At 60.5% G+C, this 19,297-nt stretch carries 17 protein-coding genes; 14 read left to right on the forward strand and 3 right to left on the reverse strand.

Annotated features, from left to right (window positions below):
- Window positions 1-310: 310 nt before the first annotated feature.
- Together ACIPO9_RS24665 and ACIPO9_RS24670 are read right to left on the reverse strand one after the other, a co-directional pair.
- A complete protein-coding gene (locus ACIPO9_RS24665) occupies window positions 311-1,531 on the reverse strand; it encodes a CaiB/BaiF CoA transferase family protein (protein ID WP_400784038.1) in 1,221 nt (406 codons plus the stop codon).
- 10 nt (window positions 1,532-1,541) lie between these two features.
- Complete coding sequence (locus ACIPO9_RS24670) at window positions 1,542-2,723, reverse strand: acyl-CoA dehydrogenase (protein WP_400611195.1); 1,182 nt, start codon at window positions 2,721-2,723, stop codon at window positions 1,542-1,544.
- 175 nt (window positions 2,724-2,898) lie between these two features.
- Here ACIPO9_RS24670 and ACIPO9_RS24675 point away from each other — a divergent pair, with 175 nt between their 5' ends.
- From ACIPO9_RS24675 to ACIPO9_RS24720, 10 genes are all read left to right on the forward strand, one after another.
- On the forward strand, window positions 2,899-3,795 hold the full coding sequence (locus tag ACIPO9_RS24675; protein WP_400784039.1) for a LysR family transcriptional regulator: 897 nt from the start codon (window positions 2,899-2,901) through the stop codon (window positions 3,793-3,795).
- A 438-nt stretch (window positions 3,796-4,233) separates the two neighbouring features.
- On the forward strand, window positions 4,234-5,355 hold the full coding sequence (locus ACIPO9_RS24680) for a Re/Si-specific NAD(P)(+) transhydrogenase subunit alpha (protein ID WP_274135294.1): 1,122 nt from the start codon (window positions 4,234-4,236) through the stop codon (window positions 5,353-5,355).
- An 11-nt stretch (window positions 5,356-5,366) separates the two neighbouring features.
- Window positions 5,367-5,693, forward strand: a complete 327-nt coding sequence (locus ACIPO9_RS24685) for an NAD(P) transhydrogenase subunit alpha (RefSeq protein ID WP_062386518.1) — start codon at window positions 5,367-5,369, stop codon at window positions 5,691-5,693.
- A complete protein-coding gene (locus ACIPO9_RS24690; RefSeq protein ID WP_274135290.1) occupies window positions 5,690-7,135 on the forward strand; it encodes an NAD(P)(+) transhydrogenase (Re/Si-specific) subunit beta in 1,446 nt (481 codons plus the stop codon). Before ACIPO9_RS24685 ends, ACIPO9_RS24690 begins: the two co-directional genes overlap by 4 nt.
- A 190-nt stretch (window positions 7,136-7,325) precedes the next feature.
- On the forward strand, window positions 7,326-8,819 hold the full coding sequence (locus ACIPO9_RS24695; protein WP_400784040.1) for an acetyl-CoA hydrolase/transferase family protein: 1,494 nt from the start codon (window positions 7,326-7,328) through the stop codon (window positions 8,817-8,819).
- 320 nt (window positions 8,820-9,139) lie between these two features.
- Window positions 9,140-9,355: a DUF1127 domain-containing protein gene (locus ACIPO9_RS24700; RefSeq protein WP_274135287.1), complete on the forward strand. Its 216-nt coding sequence runs from the start codon at window positions 9,140-9,142 to the stop codon at window positions 9,353-9,355.
- A gap of 465 nt (window positions 9,356-9,820) precedes the next feature.
- Complete coding sequence (locus ACIPO9_RS24705) at window positions 9,821-10,138, forward strand: DUF2388 domain-containing protein (protein WP_274135286.1); 318 nt, start codon at window positions 9,821-9,823, stop codon at window positions 10,136-10,138.
- A 105-nt stretch (window positions 10,139-10,243) separates the two neighbouring features.
- On the forward strand, window positions 10,244-10,549 hold the full coding sequence (locus ACIPO9_RS24710; protein WP_400784042.1) for a DUF2388 domain-containing protein: 306 nt from the start codon (window positions 10,244-10,246) through the stop codon (window positions 10,547-10,549).
- A gap of 36 nt (window positions 10,550-10,585) precedes the next feature.
- Window positions 10,586-10,906 carry a DUF2388 domain-containing protein gene (locus tag ACIPO9_RS24715; protein ID WP_274135281.1) on the forward strand — a complete coding sequence of 107 codons (321 nt, stop codon included), beginning with the start codon at window positions 10,586-10,588 and terminating at the stop codon, window positions 10,904-10,906.
- The gene (locus tag ACIPO9_RS24720; RefSeq protein ID WP_400784044.1) at window positions 10,903-12,864 is read left to right on the forward strand and encodes a DUF4105 domain-containing protein; all 1,962 of its coding nucleotides are present in this window, start codon (window positions 10,903-10,905) and stop codon (window positions 12,862-12,864) included. Before ACIPO9_RS24715 ends, ACIPO9_RS24720 begins: the two co-directional genes overlap by 4 nt.
- Before the next feature lie 152 nt (window positions 12,865-13,016).
- Here the strand turns inward: ACIPO9_RS24720 and ACIPO9_RS24725 are convergent, their stop codons facing one another.
- The gene (locus ACIPO9_RS24725) at window positions 13,017-13,418 is read right to left on the reverse strand and encodes a GFA family protein (RefSeq protein WP_400784046.1); all 402 of its coding nucleotides are present in this window, start codon (window positions 13,416-13,418) and stop codon (window positions 13,017-13,019) included.
- A gap of 332 nt (window positions 13,419-13,750) precedes the next feature.
- Here ACIPO9_RS24725 and ACIPO9_RS24730 point away from each other — a divergent pair, with 332 nt between their 5' ends.
- From ACIPO9_RS24730 to ACIPO9_RS24745, 4 genes are all read left to right on the forward strand, one after another.
- Window positions 13,751-15,058, forward strand: coding sequence for a CitMHS family transporter (locus ACIPO9_RS24730; protein ID WP_274135275.1), 1,308 nt, complete (start codon window positions 13,751-13,753; stop codon window positions 15,056-15,058).
- A gap of 66 nt (window positions 15,059-15,124) precedes the next feature.
- Window positions 15,125-15,892 (forward strand): TerC family protein, encoded by a 768-nt coding sequence (locus tag ACIPO9_RS24735; RefSeq protein ID WP_274135273.1) that lies wholly within the window; start codon window positions 15,125-15,127, stop codon window positions 15,890-15,892.
- Window positions 15,893-16,152: 260 nt separating this feature from the next.
- On the forward strand, window positions 16,153-17,805 hold the full coding sequence (locus tag ACIPO9_RS24740) for a Na/Pi cotransporter family protein (protein WP_274135271.1): 1,653 nt from the start codon (window positions 16,153-16,155) through the stop codon (window positions 17,803-17,805).
- A gap of 58 nt (window positions 17,806-17,863) precedes the next feature.
- On the forward strand, window positions 17,864-19,246 hold the full coding sequence (locus ACIPO9_RS24745) for a M16 family metallopeptidase (RefSeq protein WP_400784048.1): 1,383 nt from the start codon (window positions 17,864-17,866) through the stop codon (window positions 19,244-19,246).
- Window positions 19,247-19,297: the final 51 nt, after the last annotated feature.

Raw genomic sequence — 19,297 nt, forward strand, 5'->3', positions numbered from 1 at the left:
TCAGCGGGAGGCGAATTCTACAGCGTTACAACCTGCTGTCAACCACCTTTTTCACCGCTGCCGATTCAGTGACCTGAACCGAAGCACTTCCTCGCTATCCTGAACGTCTAACTCGTTGATATTCAAGGAGTTTTCCGTTCCGACTGCGCCGGAAGTGGGGCGAATTATAGAGAGATTCGAGGGGGCGTCAACACTTAATGTGAACTTTCTATGAAATAAGCGAAACAGCAGGAAAATCAGCAAGCTCCTTCAGTTTATATATAGGAGGGCGGCTATCGCCGCCCACCTATCGCCCACCTATATAGAAGCGCTACAGAACACCCGCCTCGCGCAGCGCCATGACGGCCTCATCCGACAGGCCCAGAACACTCGTCAGCACCTCCAGCGTGTGCTGGCCCAGCAAGGGCGGCGCCCGGCGATACTCCACCGGCGTACCCGAAAGCCGGATAGGACTCGCCACCTGGGGCACCGTGCCGCCCAACGCATGGGGCAGCTCGACTTTCAACCCGCGCGCCTGCACCTGGGGATCAGCAAAGACCTGTGACACATCATTGATAGGCCCGCAGGGCACGCCGGCACGTTCAAGCGCTTCCACCCACTGCGTCGTGGTCTTGAATACAGTGGCCTGGCGAATCAACGGGATCAGCTCGGCCCGATGCGCCACTCGCTGCTTGTTGGTCGCGAACCGCGGGTCATCTGCCCACTGGGGCTGCCCGGCCACTTCCGCGAATTTGCGGAACTGGCTGTCATTACCCACGGTAAGAATGAAGTCGCCATCGGCCGTGGGAAAATCCTGGTACGGCACAATGTTCGGGTGCGCATTGCCAAGACGCTTAGGCGGGATGCCCGTGGTCAGGTAATTCATCGCCTGGTTGGCCAGGCAGGCCACCTGCACATCCAGCAGCGCCATGTCGATGTGCTGACCCACGCCGCCCTGATCGCGATGCGCCAAGGCTGCAAGAATCGCAGCAGTCGAATACAGCCCCGTCAGGATGTCGGTCAATGCCACGCCTACCTTCACCGGCCCTGCACCTTCCTCACCATCCGGGCGCCCGGTCAGGCTCATCAGGCCGCCAAGACCCTGGATCATGAAGTCGTAGCCGGCACGCTTCGCATAGGGGCCGGTCTGGCCGAACCCTGTAATCGAGCAGTAGATGAGCCTCGGGTTCTCGGCCTGCAGTGACTCGTAGTCCAGACCATAGGCCTTGAGGCCACCGACCTTGAAGTTCTCGATCACGATGTCGGACTTCGCCGCCAGCTCCCGCACCAGCTTCTGACCTTCAGGCCGGGTGAAGTCGATGGTGACCGACTGCTTGTTCCTGTTGGCCGAAAGGTAATAAGCCGCCTCGGACGTATTCTCGCCCCGCGGATCTTTCAGAAACGGAGGACCCCAGGCACGCGTATCGTCGCCGTTTCCCGGGCGCTCGATCTTGATGACGTCCGCCCCCAGATCCGCCAGGATCTGGCCCGCCCAGGGTCCGGCCAGGACCCTGGACAAATCCAGCACACGAATATGCGACAGCGCGCCCATGGCAGGCTCCTTAGTAGAAGGCCTGAATGCCGGTCTGCGCGCGCCCCAGAATCAGTGCATGCACGTCATGGGTGCCTTCGTAGGTGTTGACCACCTCAAGGTTGACCAGATGACGGGCAATGCCGAACTCGTCGGAGATCCCGTTGCCGCCGAGCATGTCCCGCGCCATGCGCGCGATGTCCAGGGACTTGCCACAGGAGTTGCGCTTCATGATCGAGGTGATTTCCACCGCCGCAGTGCCTTCGTCCTTCATCCGCCCAAGACGCAGGCAACCTTGCAACGCGAGGGTGATTTCAGTCTGCATGTCTGCCAGCTTCTTCTGGATCAACTGGTTTGCAGCCAACGGGCGGCCAAACTGCTGGCGATCCAGCGTGTACTGACGCGCGGTGTGCCAGCAGAATTCGGCTGCGCCCAGCGCACCCCAGGAAATGCCATACCGGGCGGAGTTCAGGCAGGTGAACGGCCCCTTGAGCCCGCGAACATCCGGGAAGATGTTCTCTTCAGGCACGAAGACGTTATCCATGACCACTTCACCGGTGATCGAAGCACGCAGGCCCACCTTGCCGTGGATTGCCGGGGCGCTCAGACCTTGCCAGCCTTTCTCCAGAATGAAACCGCGAATGTCACCGGCATCATCCTTGGCCCAGACCACGAACACATCGGCAATCGGGCTGTTGGTGATCCACATCTTGCTGCCGGTCAGCCTGTAGCCGCCTTCCACGGAGCGCGCACGAGTAATCATCGCGCCCGGGTCGGAGCCATGGTTCGGCTCGGTCAGACCGAAGCAGCCGATCCATTCGCCGGACGCCAGCTTGGGCAGGTATTTCTGCTTCTGTGCTTCGGTCCCGAATTCATTGATCGGCACCATGACCAGCGAGGACTGCACGCTCATCATCGAGCGGTAGCCCGAATCGACGCGCTCGACCTCCCGGGCGATCAGGCCATAGCAGACATAGTTCAGGCCGCTGCCACCGTACTGCTCGGGGATGGTTGCGCCCAGCAGGCCGACTTCACCCATCTCACGGAAGATTGCAGGGTCGGTCTGCTCATGCCGGAAGGCTTCGAGCACACGAGGAGCGAGTTTGTCCTGGGCGAACTGTTCGGCGCTGTCACGAACCATGCGCTCTTCTTCGGTGAGCTGCTGATCCAGCAACAGCGGGTCGATCCAGTTGAAGCTTGCCTTACCGCCCATGACGTTCTCCTCGTTGAATGGTGCTCTCGGGCCAGGCCGAGAAAAAGCTGTGGAGTGAGACTAGGCCCGGATCGGCGCCGGGGCAAACGAGGATTTCGCATAGTCTTGTGCTAATTTCTCACTCCGTAATAGCGAAAACAGCCCTGTTAGCATCCGACGAGTGAGGTTCACGTACATGCGTCGCAAGATCCCCAGCACTGCCGCACTCGTCAGTTTCGAGGCCGCCGCTCGCCACGAAAGCTTCACCAAAGCCGCCGAAGAACTTTCCCTCACGCAAAGCGCCATCTGCCGACAGATTGGCAGCCTGGAGGAGTTCCTCAACGTGGAACTGTTCCGACGCTCGCGCCGGGGAGTGAAGCTGACAGAAGCAGGGCTTTCCTACAGCCGACGGGTCGCAACGCAACTGGATGCCGTGGAACGCGACACGCTTTCGGTGATGGGCCACCAGGGCGCTAACGTGATCGAGCTTGCGGTGGTCCCGACCTTCGGCACCCAGTGGCTCTTGCCGCGCCTGAAGGACTTCCAGCAACAGAACCCCGACGTGACGATCAATCTGACCAACCGCACCCGCCCGTTCCTGTTCGCCGACACCGACTTTGACGCCGCCATCTACTTCGGAGATGCCGACTGGTCGGGCACGCAATCCCATCGGCTGATGAGCGAAAACCCCATGCCGGTTTGTAGTCCTCATTTACTGGGCAACAAACCCCGACTCAGCGCGCGTGAATTATCCGAGATGCCATTGCTGCAGCAGACCACACGACCCTACGCCTGGCGCCAGTGGTTCGGCTCAATGGACATGAATATCGCTCGCGACATGACAGGGCCGCGATACGAGCTATTCTCCATGCTCGCTCAGGCGGCGATGCATGACATGGGCGTCGCGCTGATCCCGCCGTTTCTGATTCAGCGAGAACTGGCGGAAAAGCGTCTGTTGGTGGCCAATTCCCACGCATTGTCGAGCGTGAAAGCCTATTACCTGATGATTCCAGAGCGAAAAGTCGAATCCGCGTCATTGAAAGCCTTCCGCGACTGGCTGGTGCAACAGGCTGAAACCTACGCCCTGCCTTGATTTCAGGCGATTGAGTCAAATTTACTGACCCTGTAGTCAATTAAATTCAAGGACTACAGATATCTTGTAATGTCGCATTTAAGAAACACCTCTGTTCTTTATCCAAAACAGGCTGCACACGTTATATGACGGGGCTTCCAGCCAGATTGACCACTGTTTTCACCTCGCAGACGAAAAAAACTTCAAACACTGAACATTTCGCTACACGCCTCTAAATACAAGGCCTGTAGCGGTTTGTTGCGTCAAACGGTCACAGGGTGACTTGTAGTTAAAGTCACGTCCCGTTACAGAATTCCTTGAAGCACCCCTGTTACACCTGCAAAATGCCGCGCCCCTCTTGTTATAGAGAGGGCGAGGTGATCGCTGCACCAGACGCGCCATACGCAGTGCGCTGGCCTACTTTTTAAAAGATAAAAAAGATCACGCAGGAGATTTGACGTGCACATTGGTGTCCCTCTAGAAACCCAGTCCGGTGAAACTCGGGTTGCTGCTACTCCGGAAACCATCAAGAAGCTCATTGGCCAGGGTCATAAGGTCACCGTCCAGTCAGGCGCAGGCATTACCGCCTCCGTGACGGACAGTGCCTATGAGGCGGCAGGTGCTTCGATCGGCGGCGCCTCTGATGCCTTTGGCGCCGAGCTCATTCTCAAGGTCGTCGCCCCAAGCGACAGCGAACTGGCCCTGATCAAGAGCGGTACCGTGGTCATCGGGATGCTCAACCCGTTCAACAACGAGATCATCGCCAAGATGGCCGAGCGCGGGATTACCGCCTTCGCCCTGGAAGCGGCGCCGCGCACCTCGCGGGCGCAAAGTCTCGATGTACTGTCCTCGCAAGCCAACATTGCCGGTTACAAATCGGTCCTGCTGGCGGCCCATCACTATCCGCGCTTCATGCCAATGCTGATGACTGCTGCCGGTACCGTGAAGGCTGCTCGCGTGCTGATCCTCGGTGCAGGCGTTGCCGGTCTGCAGGCCATCGCCACTGCCAAACGTCTTGGTGCAGTGATCGAGGCTTCCGACGTTCGCCCTGCGGTGAAGGAGCAGATCGAGTCGCTGGGTGCCAAGTTCGTCGACGTGCCTTACGAGACCGACGAAGAACGCGAAGCAGCAGTGGGTGTGGGCGGTTATGCGCGTCCGATGCCGGCCAGCTGGATGCAGCGTCAGGCCGTGGCCGTTCACGAGCGCGCCAAGCAGGCGGACATCGTGATCACCACCGCGCTGATTCCGGGCCGCAAGGCCCCAGTGCTGCTGAGCGCCGAAACCGTCTCGCAGATGAAACCAGGCTCGGTGGTCATCGACCTCGCAGCGGCCCAGGGCGGCAACTGCCCGCTCACTGTCGCTGATCAGGTGGTGATCGAGCACGGCGTGACCATCGTTGGCCACACCAACCTGCCTGCGCTGGTGGCTGCTGACGCGTCGGCGCTTTATGCACGCAACCTGCTGGATTTCCTGAAGCTGGTCTTCACCAAGGAAGGCCAGTTCGAGATCAACCTCGAAGACGACATCGTCGCCGCGTGCCTGATGTGCCGCGACGGCCAGATCGTGCGCAAGAACGGCTGAGGATAAAAACAATGGAAGACATGCTGATCTCTCACGGCGTCTACAACCTGATCATCTTCGTGCTGGCGATCTACGTCGGCTACCACGTGGTCTGGAACGTCACCCCTGCGCTGCACACCCCACTGATGGCCGTGACCAACGCCATCTCGGCCATCGTGATCGTCGGCGCCATGCTGGCGGCTGCACTGACCGTGACCCCGCTGGGCAAGACCATGGGGACCCTCGCGGTCGCTCTGGCAGCCGTCAACGTGTTCGGTGGCTTCCTGGTCACCCGCCGCATGCTGGAAATGTTCAAGAAGAAGGCTCCGAAAGCCAAAGCTGAGGATGCCAAGCAATGAGCATGAACCTCGTCACCCTGTTGTACCTCGTTTCGGCGATCTGCTTCATCCAGGCCCTCAAGGGCCTGTCGCACCCGACCACATCGCGCCGCGGCAACCTGTTCGGCATGTGCGGCATGGGTCTGGCAGTGCTGACCACCATCGGCCTGGTGTTCAAGCTGGCGGCGTTGTCCACCGACGGCGCCAGCGCGGGTATCGGCTACATCATCGTGGGCTTGCTGGTCGGCGGCACCGCCGGTTCGATCATGGCCAAGCGCGTCGAAATGACCAAGATGCCGGAGCTGGTCGCCTTCATGCATAGCATGATCGGCCTGGCAGCGGTGTTCATTGCCATCGCCGCCGTGGTCGAGCCTCAGTCGCTGGGCATCGTTGCACACCTTGGCGACGCGATCCCGACCGGTAACCGCCTTGAGCTGTTCCTGGGTGCGGCGATCGGTGCGATCACCTTCTCAGGTTCGGTCATCGCCTTCGGCAAGCTGTCGGGCAAGTACAAGTTCCGCCTGTTCCAGGGCGCACCGGTACAGTTCGCCGGCCAGCACAAGCTGAACCTGATCCTGGGCCTGGCCACGCTGTTCTTCGGCCTGATGTTCATGTTCACCGGCAGCCTGTTCGCCTTCAGCGTCATGCTGATCCTGGCGTTCGTGATCGGCGTGCTGCTGATCATCCCGATTGGCGGCGCCGACATGCCTGTGGTCGTGTCGATGCTCAACAGCTATTCGGGCTGGGCAGCGGCGGGTATCGGTTTCTCGCTGAACAACTCAATGCTGATCGTGGCTGGCTCCCTGGTGGGCTCCTCGGGTGCGATTCTGTCCTACATCATGTGCAAGGCCATGAACCGCTCGTTCTTCAACGTGATCGGCGGCGGCTTCGGCGGCGCAGCAGACGCGGGCGATGCAGGCGGTGCGAAAGAGGCGCGTCCGGTGAAATCCGGCTCGGCTGACGACGCGACCTTCCTGCTGACCAACGCCGACACCGTGATCATCGTCCCGGGCTACGGCCTTGCGGTGGCACGTGCCCAGCACGCCCTGAAAGAGCTGACCGAGAAACTGACCCACGCCGGTGTGACCGTGAAGTACGCGATCCACCCGGTGGCAGGTCGTATGCCTGGGCACATGAACGTTCTGCTCGCCGAGGCCGAAGTGCCTTACGACCAGGTGTTCGAGATGGAAGACATCAACTCCGAGTTCGGCCAGGCCGACGTGGTGCTGGTGCTCGGTGCCAACGACGTGGTCAACCCGGCAGCGAAGAACGATCCGAAGTCGCCTATCGCGGGTATGCCGATCCTGGAAGCCTTCAAGGCCAAGACCATCATCGTCAACAAGCGCTCGATGGCCAGCGGCTATGCCGGTCTGGACAACGAACTGTTCTACCTCGACAAGACCATGATGGTCTTCGGCGACGCCAAGAAAGTCATCGAAGACATGGTCAAAGCGGTGGAGTAAGCGCTCTAGCCTGCAGCAAAACCAACCCTCGGCGCGTGCATCGGCCGGGGGTTTTTTACATCCGGCGTAAAGGTGTTTTGTCCTGAAAGCCGCTAATTAGAGCCCTCGAATGCGACCTTGGTCGTGGGACGAAAAAAATCCAGTTCTCTAGACTTGGGCCCTCGCATCCTCGTCCTGAGACAAGAAAACCATGCACCGTGAACGTATCCGCCTGCCTTCTTTGATGAGCAAGGTAATGAGCGCAGCCGACGCCGCTTCCCTGATCCAGGACGGCATGACCGTCGGCATGAGCGGCTTCACCCGCGCCGGTGAAGCCAAGGCCGTACCCAAGGCCCTCGCCGAGCGCGCCAAGGCCTCGCCGCTGAAGATCAGCCTGATGACCGGCGCAAGCCTGGGCAATGACCTGGACAAGCAGCTGACCGAGGCAGGCGTGCTGTCGCGCCGCATGCCGTTCCAGGTCGATAACACGCTGCGCCGCGCAATCAACGACGGCACGGTGATGTTCATCGACCAGCACCTGTCGGACACCGTCGAGCAGCTGCGCAACCGCCAGATCAAGCCGGTGGACATCGCCGTCATCGAATGCGTGGCGATCACCGAGGAAGGCCACCTGGTGCTCAGCACCTCGGTCGGCAACTCGGCCAGCTTCGCGATTCTCGCCGACAAGGTGATTATCGAGATCAACACCGCACAGCCGCTGGAGCTGGAGGGCCTGCACGACATCTATATACCGACCTACCGCCCGACACGCCTGCCCATCCCGGTATTGAAGGCTGACAGCCGCATCGGCAGCCAGGCGGTGAAGATCGACCCGGCGAAGATCGTCGGTATCGTGTTCAGCGACCAGGCCGACTCACCTTCATCTGTATTGCCCGCCGATCACGAAACCCAGGCCATTGCCGGGCATCTGGTGGAGTTCTTCAAGAACGAGGTGCGCCAGAACCGCCTGACCAACCAACTGATGCCGTTGCAGGCGGGTGTCGGCACCATCGCTAACGCTGTGATGACCGGCCTGATTGACTCGCCTTTCCACGGCATGGCGATGTACTCGGAAGTGCTGCAGGACTCGACGTTCGACCTGTTCGAAGCGGGCAAGCTGGATTTTGCATCGGGCTGCTCGATGACCCTGTCCGAGCGCAAGCACGACGCGGTGTACAACAACCTGGAGCAGTACAGATCGAAACTGTTACTGCGCCCTCAGGAGATTTCCAATCATCCTGAGATCGTGCGTCGCCTGGGCATCATCGGAATCAACACGGCGCTGGAGTTCGACCTCTACGGTAACGTCAATTCCACCCACGTCGGCGGGACCCGCATGATGAACGGGATTGGCGGCTCCGGGGACTTCGCCCGCAACGCCCACCTGGCGATCTTCGTGACCAAATCCATCGCCAAGGGCGGCGCGATTTCCAGCGTGGTGCCGATGGTCAGCCATGTAGACCACACCGAGCACGATGTCGACATCCTCGTCACCGAGATCGGGCTGGCCGACCTGCGCGGCCTGGCGCCTCGCGAGCGGGCCCGGGTGATCATCGACAACTGCGTACACCCGGCCTACCGCGAAGCGCTCAATGACTACTTCCGCAAGGCTTGCGCCATCGGCGGGCACACGCCCCATGTGCTGCGTGATGCACTGAGTTGGCACCTGAACCTGGAAGAAACCGGCCGCATGCTGGCGGTGTAGGAAATACAGTTGGGACGTGGCGACGACCTTTCGTCGCCACTGCGTTTGAGCTGAACGCTATTCTGGCGAAAATTGTACTGCTGTACCGGTCGTTTTTACCCCTGAAACGACACTTTTCACTAAATCAGCGCACAAAATGCACCATTTAGGTGCTAACCGGTACAGTTGCCCCATTTCCGAACAAAACAGTGCCCTTGAACAGTTAACTGAAGCAGCACAATACAAGTGAACTGTGTCTGGAGAGAGGAGGGCAACGAGAGGAAGATGGGCACCAATCAAGTCACTATCTAATCCCGCCACAAGCGGAAGGAAGAAGCACCATGGAACGCACCGTAAGTTCCGAACTGTTCTACGAAGAAACCGCTCAATCGGCCAAAGGCTCCCTGGTTCTGCGCATGTTCGCCAACCTGATGCTCTGGCAGCGTCGCCTGTCCAGCCGCCACCAGCTGGCCCGTCTGGATGCTCGCCTGCTGGCTGACGCCGGTATCAGCGAATCCCAGCGTTACGAAGAGCTGAGCAAGCCGTTCTGGCGCTAATTTAGCGCTCGCTGGTCCAGGCCTTAAGCCTACTGCCAGCACCCTGAATTGTTCACACAAAGCCCGTCGCAGGTCACTGCTGACGGGCTTTGTTGTTTCTGGCTTCCAGCGATTTCTTCCGTAGCAGCACGGCTTGCCGGCGGGAGCGGTGTGTCAGTCGAAAATGATTCGTCTGATACGACGCCCCCGCCGGCAAGCCGTGCTGCTACGGGTGCGAGTACAAATTCCAAGACCAACAGGTACAGTTTTATATAATCGCTTTGATACCGGTACAGTGCTTGAGTTATAAGGCGTACAGATCCGCAGCGGTGCCTCGGCAAAGCAGCTGGCACATCGCCCTGATAGTCCTTTAGCCCCCTGTTACGCTAGTCTTGCGCCATCTTCTGCCCCGTCGCTTGCGAGACAGCTCTGGCTCCTCTGCGAATTTGCGCGTGTGGTTTCGATTGACCCTTGTGGAGTTCCAACATGTCTCGTCTTCGTCTCATGACCGCCGCTGCGCTTCTGATCGCGGCAACCGGCGCCCAGGCTTCCAGCTTCGTGGTGACCACCGACACACTGGTTCGCGCGCTCGATGCTTCGTCCAACGCCACCTCGAAAATCTCCTCGTCCTTCCACGATGACAAGATCGTGCTGGCCGCCCGTGACGACGCCGCAAGCTTCGTCGCCTCCCAAGGGGAGATTCGCGGCGTTCACCTGGAAGGCGCCTTCGCCCACATCCGTGAAATAGCACCTGGCCTCCAGGCTTCGGATGCACAGCTGGCTCAGGCGATTCTCGCCATCTGATTCAGCTTCGCGACAGCTTTGGCAACGCTTGCCCCGCTACCTTCACTGGCTCTGGCCGGGGCATTGCGCTAGCCTTGCGGCTCGTTCCGTCATTACCGAAGACTCATGCACTTATTGTCTCGCCTGTTGATTGCAGCGACTGCCAGCCTGATCTGTGTGACCCAGGCTCAAGCGTTCGACACAACCACACAAAGCCTGATCAAAAGCGGGTACGGCACCAGTCAGGTGACGACCGGGCCTTTCGATAACAAACTGATACTTGCCGCCCAGGATGATGCTGCAGCGTTCATTGCCAGTGATGGCCAACTGCGAGGAGCGCAACTGGAGTCGGCGTTGATGTATCTGCGTCAAACCTCTCCAAAACTTCATGCCAGCGACCTTGAACTGGCGCAGGCAATCCTCGTCCAATAATTACTTTTTGTATCTTCTGTCTTTTGGAGACGTTCCATGCGTACCCCGCTTATCGTTGCGGCCCTGGGCTTGCTCGTGCTTACCGACGTGGCTCAGGCTCAAACCTTGAAAGCGACCAGCAACATTGTTGTTCGTGCTTTTGGCCGCAGCGTTGATTTCACGTCCGACACCACCTCTTCGGTCCGCAACTGGAAAATGGTTGTGGAAGCCCAGGACGACGCCGCCAGCTATGTCGCCAGCAACGGTGACATCCACGGTGCCCGCCTGGATGCGGCCTTCGCCACCCTGCGCGATCGTCTGCCCGAAGCCCGCAATGCCAGTGACCAGGATCTCGCCGAAGCCATCCTCGCATTGTGAGGCGCGTAGCCGCCTGGCTGCTGGCATCGGCGCTCTCGCTGATCTGCACGAGCGCCTTTGCCGACCTGAGCCTGTCGCTGTACACCGACGGGCTCGATCCTGCACAGCAGAAAGCCAGCCAGACGCTACTGGATGAAGCCCTGGCGCACCTGCCGCCCATGTTCATCACCAAGCTGGACCGCAAGGTGGAGGTGCGCTGGACCGATGACATGCCGACCAATGCCTATGGACGCGCCGACGGCCCCTACCGCCTGGACCTGAATCAGAAGCTGCTGGCAGGCCTGACCGACGGCAGTGCCGCCACCACCAAGACCAATCGCCCCCACGGTACCGTTCGCGAAGAAATGCTCGCCACGGTGCTGCATGAACTGACTCATATCTACGACCACGCCCAGTTGTGGTCGGCGCAAGAGCGCAAACTCATCATCGCCTGTTCACGCCAGGGCAACAGCCTGGGCAAGATCGGCCTGCGCGACAGTTGCCGCGGCCAGACGGACCGGCGCTTTACCTTGAGCGACGATCCGCGCCTGCTGGATCTGGCCGGGTGGCCGCAATACGTCGGGCGGCGAGGAGAGCGCGAAGAGCGCAACGGCCAAGTGGCCCGCAGCCCTGACATCTACGAAATCAGCAGCCCGCTGGAGTTCGTGGCGGTGAACATGGAGTACTTTCTCCTCGATCCGGCCTACGCCTGCCGCCGCCCGGCGCTGTACGACTATTACCGGCAGCAGTTCGGCTGGGCCCCTGCGGCCAAGGAAGACTGCCCGACTTCCTATCCTTACCTGAACGCCGGTAACGATTTCGCCCGCGAGCCGCTGGGCAAGCTCGACCCCGAGCGCGTGTATGAGGTTGATTACCTGCTGGCCGAAGCCAACCAGAATCTGGTCAGCCGCTGGGGGCACAGCATGCTGCGGCTGGTCATCTGCAAGCCCGGTCGCCCACGAGGGCCGGATTGCCGCCTGGATCTGGATCAGCATCTGGTGCTGTCATATCGCGCCTTCGTCAACGACCTGCAGCTGTCGAGTTGGAGCGGCCTGACCGGCAAGTACCCTTCGCGACTGTTCGTGCTGCCGTTGGGCCAGGTGATCGACGAGTACACCAAGACCGAACTGCGCAGCCTGGCGTCGGTTCCGCTGAAACTGTCGCGCCAGCAGATCGATGGCCTGGTGCAGCATGCCGCCGAAATGCACTGGGCGTACGACGGCGATTACTGGTTCCTGTCCAACAACTGCGCGGTTGAAAACCTCAAGCTGTTGCGCAGCGGCACCAACGACCCACGCCTCGTAGGCCTCGACAGCATTCTGCCTAATGGCCTGCTCGAAGTGCTCAAGGGCAGGGGGTTGGCCGACACCAGCGTGCTGGACGACCAGAAGCGGGCGCTGCGCCTAGGCTATCGCTTTGACTCGTACCGTGATCGCTATCAGGCGATGTTCGATGTGCTGCGCAAAACCACCAAGGTGAAGGAGGCGACGGTGGAGGACTGGCTGACGCTGTCCGCCAAGGAGCGACAGCCGTACTTTGCCAAGGCCGATTTGCGCAGCAGCGCGGCCTTGTTGTTGCTGGAGCAGGCCAGCATGCGTCGGCAGTTGTTGCTGGCGCAGGATGAGGTGAAGCAGCGTTATCTGAGCGCAGTGGAGAAGAAAGACAACCGGGTTTCCCAGGCCACCGGCACCTTGCAGGACATTCTGGCCAACAGCGGCTTCTTGAGCCGTCCGGCTGAGTTGCTCGGCAGCGGCGGTTATGGCTTGCCCCAAGAGGGTGAGTGGAAACGGCTGGAGGCGGAAAGCAGCGAGCGGCAGAAGCAGCTCCAGCGCTTGAGCGGCGACCTGGACAAGGAGGTGAGGGCGCTGCTGGAACCGGATCGCGCCGCCGAAATCGCCGCCACCGAAGACAACCTCAAACAGATCGGCGAACACCTGCGCGCGTTGCACAAAGCCGCTGGCGGATTGGAATTGCCGTAAACACATCCCATGCACCCCCAAATCCCGTAGCAGCCGGGCTTGCCCGCGGGTCGATCTCGAGGCCGCCCCCGCCGGCAAGCCGTGCTGCTACAGGTACGGCGGTGAGGCGCAAACCCCGCGTTACCCCCAATCCCGTAGGAACGCACAATCGCTTAGATCGTTTCTTCGCGCTCTTCTGGCAAATGCTCATCAAGGTGCAACCACGGCAACCGGCTGTCGGTCCAGATATGCCGCTCGGCCGGTGCGTTTTCCGGATGGTCGAGGGTGCCGATGGTCACGTCCATGGTGTCGGGACTGTGCTGGCTGAACAACGCCATCTGTGCCCCACAGTTGCTGCAGAAAAACCGCACGCAGGTGGGGCCTGAATCGTAGGCCGCAGGGCTTGCCCCCAGCCACTTGAAGGCGTCGAGCGGCACGGTGATCCAGGTGACCACGATGCCCCCGGAAGTACGCCTGCAGATCGAGCAATGACAGTGGGCGATGTCGCGCAATGGCGCATCGAATTGATAACGCAGGCGGCCGCAATGGCACCCGCCAGTATGACTGTGTGTCATGGCCGCTCTCCCTTACGTGTCTTCCCTCTGACTGCCAAAAGCCCGATTTGCTGCATTTTTCCGACGGCGACGAGCGAAACCCCGGCGAAAGCTGGCTGAAAGCTTGGCCCTTTAGGATCGCCTCACCTCCGGCGACAGACCGGTCAGCCAGGACGAACGCACCTCGACGTTCTCCGGCCCATCTACAACAACAATTTCGGTGATTCTGATGCTTGCTCTTGCTACCCCTGCGCTGCACCTCCCATTCGCACCCTCACTCCTCGCGCCGCTCGTCCTGAGCTGATTGCTTCGTATCAAACGTTCTTTCGTCGCGTAACGCCTGGAGTATTTCTATGTTGACCTTCCTCGGCTTCGCCATGGTCGTCGCCTTCATGTACCTGATCATGAGCAAACGCCTGTCGGCGCTCATCGCCCTGATTATCGTACCTATCGTATTTGCCCTGTTCGGCGGGTTCGCCACCGACATCGGCCCGATGATGCTCGCCGGTATCAGCAAACTTGCGCCCACCGGCGTGATGCTGATGTTCGCGATTCTGTATTTTGCCCTGATGATCGACTCCGGCCTGTTCGACCCGGCCGTGCGCAAGATCCTCAAGCTGGTCAAGGGCGACCCGGTCAAGGTATCGGTCGGCACCGCCGTGCTGGCACTGGTCGTCTCGCTGGACGGCGACGGCGCCACCACCTACATGATCTGCGTGGCCGCCATGCTGCCGCTGTACAGCCGCCTGGGCATGAGCCCGCGAATCATGGCTGGCCTTATCATCCTGGCGGGCGGCGTGATGAACATGACGCCATGGGGCGGCCCGACCGCCCGTGCGGCGAGCGCGCTGCATGTGGATCCGTCCGACATCTTCGTGCCTATGATTCCTGCAATGCTCGCCGGCGTAATCGCCATCCTGGTCATCGCCTACTTCTACGGCAAACGCGAACGTGCTCGCCTCGGTGAACTGCACCTGCCGGGCGATGAAGTCGATCACAGCGAAATCAGCGTCTCGCAGTTTCCTGAAGCCCGTCGCCCCAAGCTGATCTGGTTCAACGGCGCGCTGACCCTGGTGTTGATGATCGCGCTGATCATGGGCGTGCTGCCGCTGCCGGTGCTGTTCATGATCGCGTTCAGTATCGCCATGATCGTCAACTACCCCTGCCTGCAGGCGCAGAAGGATCGCATCGCGGCCCACGCCGGTAGCGTGCTGGCCGTGGTCGGCCTCATCTTCGCCGCCGGTATCTTCACCGGCATCCTGTCCGGCACCGGCATGGTCGATGCCATGTCCAAGAGCCTGCTGGCTGTGATTCCTGACGCGATGGGGCCTTATCTGGCGGTCATCACGGCGGTGGTCAGCATGCCGTTCACATTTTTCATGTCCAATGATGCGTTCTACTATGGTGTGCTGCCGGTGCTGTCCGAGGCCGCTGCGCATTACGGCATCAGCCCGGTGGAAATGGCACGTGCCTCGATCGTCGGCCAGCCCGTCCACCTGCTGAGCCCGCTGGTGCCATCGACCTATCTGCTGGTCGCGCTGGCCGGCATCGAATTTGGCGATCACCAGCGCTTCACCCTGAAATGGGCGGTGCTGGTCTGTGTCTGCATACTGATCGCCGCGCTGATGATGGGCATCTTCCCTGCATTCAGCAGTCTATAAATCACAATGACAGTCGGGCTTGCGCACACGCGGGGGCTGGGCTCAACAAGCTCAAAGGAAAACGTAATGGAATGGCTGACCAACCCTGAGATCTGGGTTGCTTTCTTGACCCTGACCGCGCTGGAAATTGTTCTGGGTATCGATAACATCATCATGATCTCGATCCTGGTCAGCCGCATGCCCAAGGCCATGCAGCCGCGCACGCGCATCTTCGGCCTGGCGCTGGCGATGGTCACGCGCATCCTGCTGTTGCTGTCGATCACCTGGGTCATGCGCCTGACCGACGACCTGTTCGTGGTACTGGGGCAGGGCATCTCCGGGCGCGACCTGATCCTGTTCTTCGGTGGCCTGTTCCTGCTGTGGAAAAGCTCCCAGGAGATCTACCACGGCCTGGAAGGCGAGGAAGAGCAACTGGAGGAGCCCAAAGGCAAGGGCGGCCAGTTCCTGTACACCATCGTGCAGATCGCGATCATCGACATCGTTTTCTCGCTGGACTCGGTCATCACCGCCGTGGGCATGGTTTCCCACGTGCCGGTGATGGTCGCGGCGATCATCGTCGCCGTGCTGGTCATGATGCTGTGCTCGGGCGTCATCAGTGACTTCATCGACAAGCACCCATCCCTGAAGATGCTTGCGCTTTCGTTCCTGATCGTCGTCGGTACGGTACTGATCGCCGAATCCTTCGATGTGCATGTGCCAAAAGGCTACGTGTACTTCGCCATGGCGTTCTCGCTGGCGGTGGAAGCGATCAACATCAAGATGCGCACAGCCATGGCCAAGAAGCGGGCTTTGAAGGACCCTGTGAAACTTCGCAAGGACGTTCCGGGTCAATAACAACCGATGCGTTGTAGCTGAATGGAACGGGGCATTGAAAAATGCCCCGTTTTTCATGCGCGGGTATCGCGCTTCAAATGGCTGATTTGTTACAGTTTTGTTTCACTGAATAATCGTCTGTGCCATGCTGGCAATAAGGCCTCGGGCCGACTAAAGCTTTAGTTGAGCATGCTTATCACGATAAGACCCAAGCGCTGTCGCTCGCTACACGCTGTACTTTCAATCCTTGCCCATTGGGCACACTACAGGGGGCTTTTTGTATGCTGACCCTGCTCGATTTGCTTTCCGCCGTCGCGCTGTTGATCTGGGGCACGCACATCGTTCGCACGGGCATTCTGCGCGTCTATGGCACGCAGCTTCGCCTGGTGCTCAGCCAGAACATGTCCAAGCGACCGCTGGCCTTCATCGCCGGCATCCTCGTCACCGCACTGGTGCAGAGCAGCAACGCCACTGCCATGCTGGTGACCTCGTTCGTCGGCCAGGGGCTGATGGGCCTCACGCCCGCGCTGGCGATCATGCTCGGTGCCGACGTCGGTACTGCGGTCATGTCCCGAATCCTCACGTTCGACCTGTCGTGGCTCTCGCCGCTGCTGATCTTTCTCGGGGTGATTTTCTTCCTTTCGCGCAAACAGACCCGCATCGGCCAACTGGGACGCGTCGGGATCGGCCTGGGCCTGATCATTCTGGCGCTGCAGCTGATCGTCACCGCAGCGGCGCCCATCACCCAGGCCGCAGGCGTCAAGGTGCTGTTCGCCTCGCTGACCGGTGACATCCTGCTCGACGCCCTGGTCGGCGCCATGTTCGCGCTGATCTCCTATTCAAGCCTGGCGGCGGTGCTGTTGACGGCCACCCTGGCCGGTGCGGAAATCATCAGCCTGCCGGTCGCCATCGGCCTGGTCATCGGCGCCAACATCGGCAGCGGCCTGCTGGCGTTCATGAGCACCAGCATGCAAAACGTCGCCGGGCGCCAGGTGGCGCTGGGCAGCCTGCTGTACAAACTCATCGGCCTGTTGCTGATCATCCCGGTGCTGACACCACTGGTGCACTGGATGGACTCGCTGGAGCTGAGCCCGGCCAGCCTGGTCATCAGCTTCCACGTGATCTACAACTCACTGCGCTGCCTGCTGATGCTGCCGACCGTTGCGCCGATGGGCCGCCTGTGTGCGTCGATCCTGCCGCAGCCGGCCGAGGCCAACGGCCAGACCAAGCCTCGTCATCTGGACCTCTCGGCGCTGGCCACGCCGAGCCTGGCGCTGGCCAACGCGGTGCGCGAGACCCTGCGTATCGGCGATCTGATCGAGAGCATGCTCAGCGCCATGCAGGAGGTGCTGCGTGGCAACCAGACCGCCGTGACCCAGGAAGTGCGGCGGCTGAACGACGACATCGAAGTGCTCTACAACGCGATCAAGCTGTACCTGGCGCAAATGCCTCGCGAAGACCTGAGCGATCAGGACAACCGCCGCTGGGCCGAAATCTTCGAGCTGTCGATCAATCTGGAACTGGCCAGCGGCCTGATCGAGCGTATGCTGCGTAAGGTCCAGCAGCAGAAGACCGCCCAGCGCCGCTCCTTCTCAGAAGTGGGCCTTGAGGAGCTTTCCGGGCTGCACGAACAACTGATCGCCAACCTGCGCCTAGGGCTGTCGGTGTTTCTCAGCGGCGACCCCGAGAGCGCGCGCCAGCTGCTTCGGGAAAAACGTCGTTTCCGGGCACAGGAAAGGCGTCTGGCCCATGCCCATGTCAGCAGACTGCAACGTAAAATCGTGCAGAGTATCGAGACCAGTTCGCTTCACCTCGAGCTGATCGCCGACATGAAACGTCTGAATTCCATGTTCTGCAGCAGCGCCTATGCCGTACTTGAAACCAGCGACACCGGGGCCTTGTCCAGCGAAAGCGAGCCTGAACAATCGAGGTGAACGCCAGGGCCGGTCTGAAGTCTGTTACACATACCGGCCCGCAAGGAAGCCCGTTTTTATGCGTTGCCTGCTGTTCGTTTGCCTGTTTGTGACATCCCTTTCCTCCATGGCCATCGACCGCTTTCGGGTGGAAGGCTATGTATTGCCCAACGGTTTGCAGTTGCTGCTCAAACCGGCTGAAAAAGGGCACGTTTCCATTCGCCTGGTGGTGGGCGTCGGCTTTGACGATTTTCCCTGCCAGGACAAAGAGCTGCCGCACCTGCTCGAACATCTGCTGTTCAGCGGCATCGACGACTCCGGCGAGGGCGGCCTTGAGCAGCAGATGCAGGCGTTGGGCGGGGAGTGGAATGCGTTCACCAGCAACACCGACACCACTTTCGTGATCGAGGCGCCCGCGCAGAACCAGCGCAAGGCGCTGGACCTGCTGCTCGATGTGCTGACCCACACCCAGATCAACCAGACCAACCTGGATACCGCCAAGCGCATCGTCGAGCGTGAAGACGGCGGCCACTATTCGCACCTGCAACGCTGGCTGGACAAGCGCGACCTGGGCAACAGCGCTGGGAGTCAATTGGCGGTTGAGCTGGGCCTCAAGTGCGCTGAACGTCCGCAGGTCGATCATCTGACGCTGGAGCAGATCGAGCACATCCACGACAACTGGTACGCGGCCAACAACATGACCCTGATCATCGTTGGCGAGCTGGACAAGCTGCTGCCGGCCTATCTGGAACGTACCTACGGCCAGCTCAACGCGGTGGACCCCAGCGAGCACCCGCCACTGGCCACCGTCACCGACAAGGCCGAGCCGGAACGCACGCTGATTCGTGGCGCTTTGGGCGATGGTGCCAAGCTGCACCTGTTGTTCCCTGAACCGGACATGGGCGAGCAACATGATGAAACCTGGGATCTGGTCAAAGCCTATCTGGACTGGGCGCTGTACAGCGATCTGCGTCTGGACAAGGGGTTGTCCTACGGCCCCTCGGCGGAACGCGAAGCCTATGGCGACACCGGTTTTCTCAGCCTGAACGCCGACCTTGATCGGGACGATGTGGATGCCGCGGTCAACGCCGTGCGCGGGATGCTTGAGCGGCTGCGCAAGGAAGGCATGGACCCTGCGACCTTCGCCCGCCTGCAACAGGCCTCGATTGCCAGACAGGCATGGGCGGTGCAGGGCAACAGCGCGCTGGCCGACTATTACTGGGGCGCGCTGAATGATTACGAAGACGGACGCTTTGAGGACCCGGCCAAGCGAACCCGCGCCGTAAGCCTGGACCTGGCCAACCGCGCCATGCGCCAGATGCTGGCGCAGCCGGGGTATCTGCGGATTGAAAAGCCGCTGGTCAGTTATGACGAGGCGTACGAGATCGGGCTGGGGTTGCTGGCGTTGGTGGTGCTGCTGATCCTCTGGCGCTGGCGAGCGTATAGAAAGCGGCACATCTGACCCTGTGGTGATCTTGAGGTCGCTCCCGCCGGCAAGCCGTGCTGCTACGGG

It is taken from the genome of Pseudomonas sp. NPDC090203 (assembly GCF_044746765.1).
GTDB lineage: Bacteria > Pseudomonadota > Gammaproteobacteria > Pseudomonadales > Pseudomonadaceae > Aquipseudomonas > Aquipseudomonas putida_AD.

Excerpts from the sequence above, each read along its gene's own strand:
- ACIPO9_RS24735 (WP_274135273.1), top strand. The coding sequence starts at position 15,125 with ATGGAATGGCTGACCAACCCTGAGATCTGGGTTGCTTTCTTGACCCTG.
- ACIPO9_RS24665 (WP_400784038.1), bottom strand. The coding sequence starts at position 1,531 with ATGGGCGCGCTGTCGCATATTCGTGTGCTGGATTTGTCCAGGGTCCTG.
- ACIPO9_RS24670 (WP_400611195.1), bottom strand. The coding sequence starts at position 2,723 with ATGGGCGGTAAGGCAAGCTTCAACTGGATCGACCCGCTGTTGCTGGAT.
- ACIPO9_RS24690 (WP_274135290.1), top strand. The coding sequence starts at position 5,690 with ATGAGCATGAACCTCGTCACCCTGTTGTACCTCGTTTCGGCGATCTGC.
- ACIPO9_RS24700 (WP_274135287.1), top strand. The coding sequence starts at position 9,140 with ATGGAACGCACCGTAAGTTCCGAACTGTTCTACGAAGAAACCGCTCAA.
- ACIPO9_RS24715 (WP_274135281.1), top strand. The coding sequence starts at position 10,586 with ATGCGTACCCCGCTTATCGTTGCGGCCCTGGGCTTGCTCGTGCTTACC.
- ACIPO9_RS24675 (WP_400784039.1), top strand. The coding sequence starts at position 2,899 with ATGCGTCGCAAGATCCCCAGCACTGCCGCACTCGTCAGTTTCGAGGCC.
- ACIPO9_RS24695 (WP_400784040.1), top strand. The coding sequence starts at position 7,326 with ATGCACCGTGAACGTATCCGCCTGCCTTCTTTGATGAGCAAGGTAATG.
- ACIPO9_RS24705 (WP_274135286.1), top strand. The coding sequence starts at position 9,821 with ATGTCTCGTCTTCGTCTCATGACCGCCGCTGCGCTTCTGATCGCGGCA.
- ACIPO9_RS24740 (WP_274135271.1), top strand. The coding sequence starts at position 16,153 with ATGCTGACCCTGCTCGATTTGCTTTCCGCCGTCGCGCTGTTGATCTGG.
- ACIPO9_RS24725 (WP_400784046.1), bottom strand. The coding sequence starts at position 13,418 with ATGACACACAGTCATACTGGCGGGTGCCATTGCGGCCGCCTGCGTTAT.
- ACIPO9_RS24745 (WP_400784048.1), top strand. The coding sequence starts at position 17,864 with ATGCGTTGCCTGCTGTTCGTTTGCCTGTTTGTGACATCCCTTTCCTCC.
- ACIPO9_RS24710 (WP_400784042.1), top strand. The coding sequence starts at position 10,244 with ATGCACTTATTGTCTCGCCTGTTGATTGCAGCGACTGCCAGCCTGATC.
- ACIPO9_RS24730 (WP_274135275.1), top strand. The coding sequence starts at position 13,751 with ATGTTGACCTTCCTCGGCTTCGCCATGGTCGTCGCCTTCATGTACCTG.
- ACIPO9_RS24685 (WP_062386518.1), top strand. The coding sequence starts at position 5,367 with ATGGAAGACATGCTGATCTCTCACGGCGTCTACAACCTGATCATCTTC.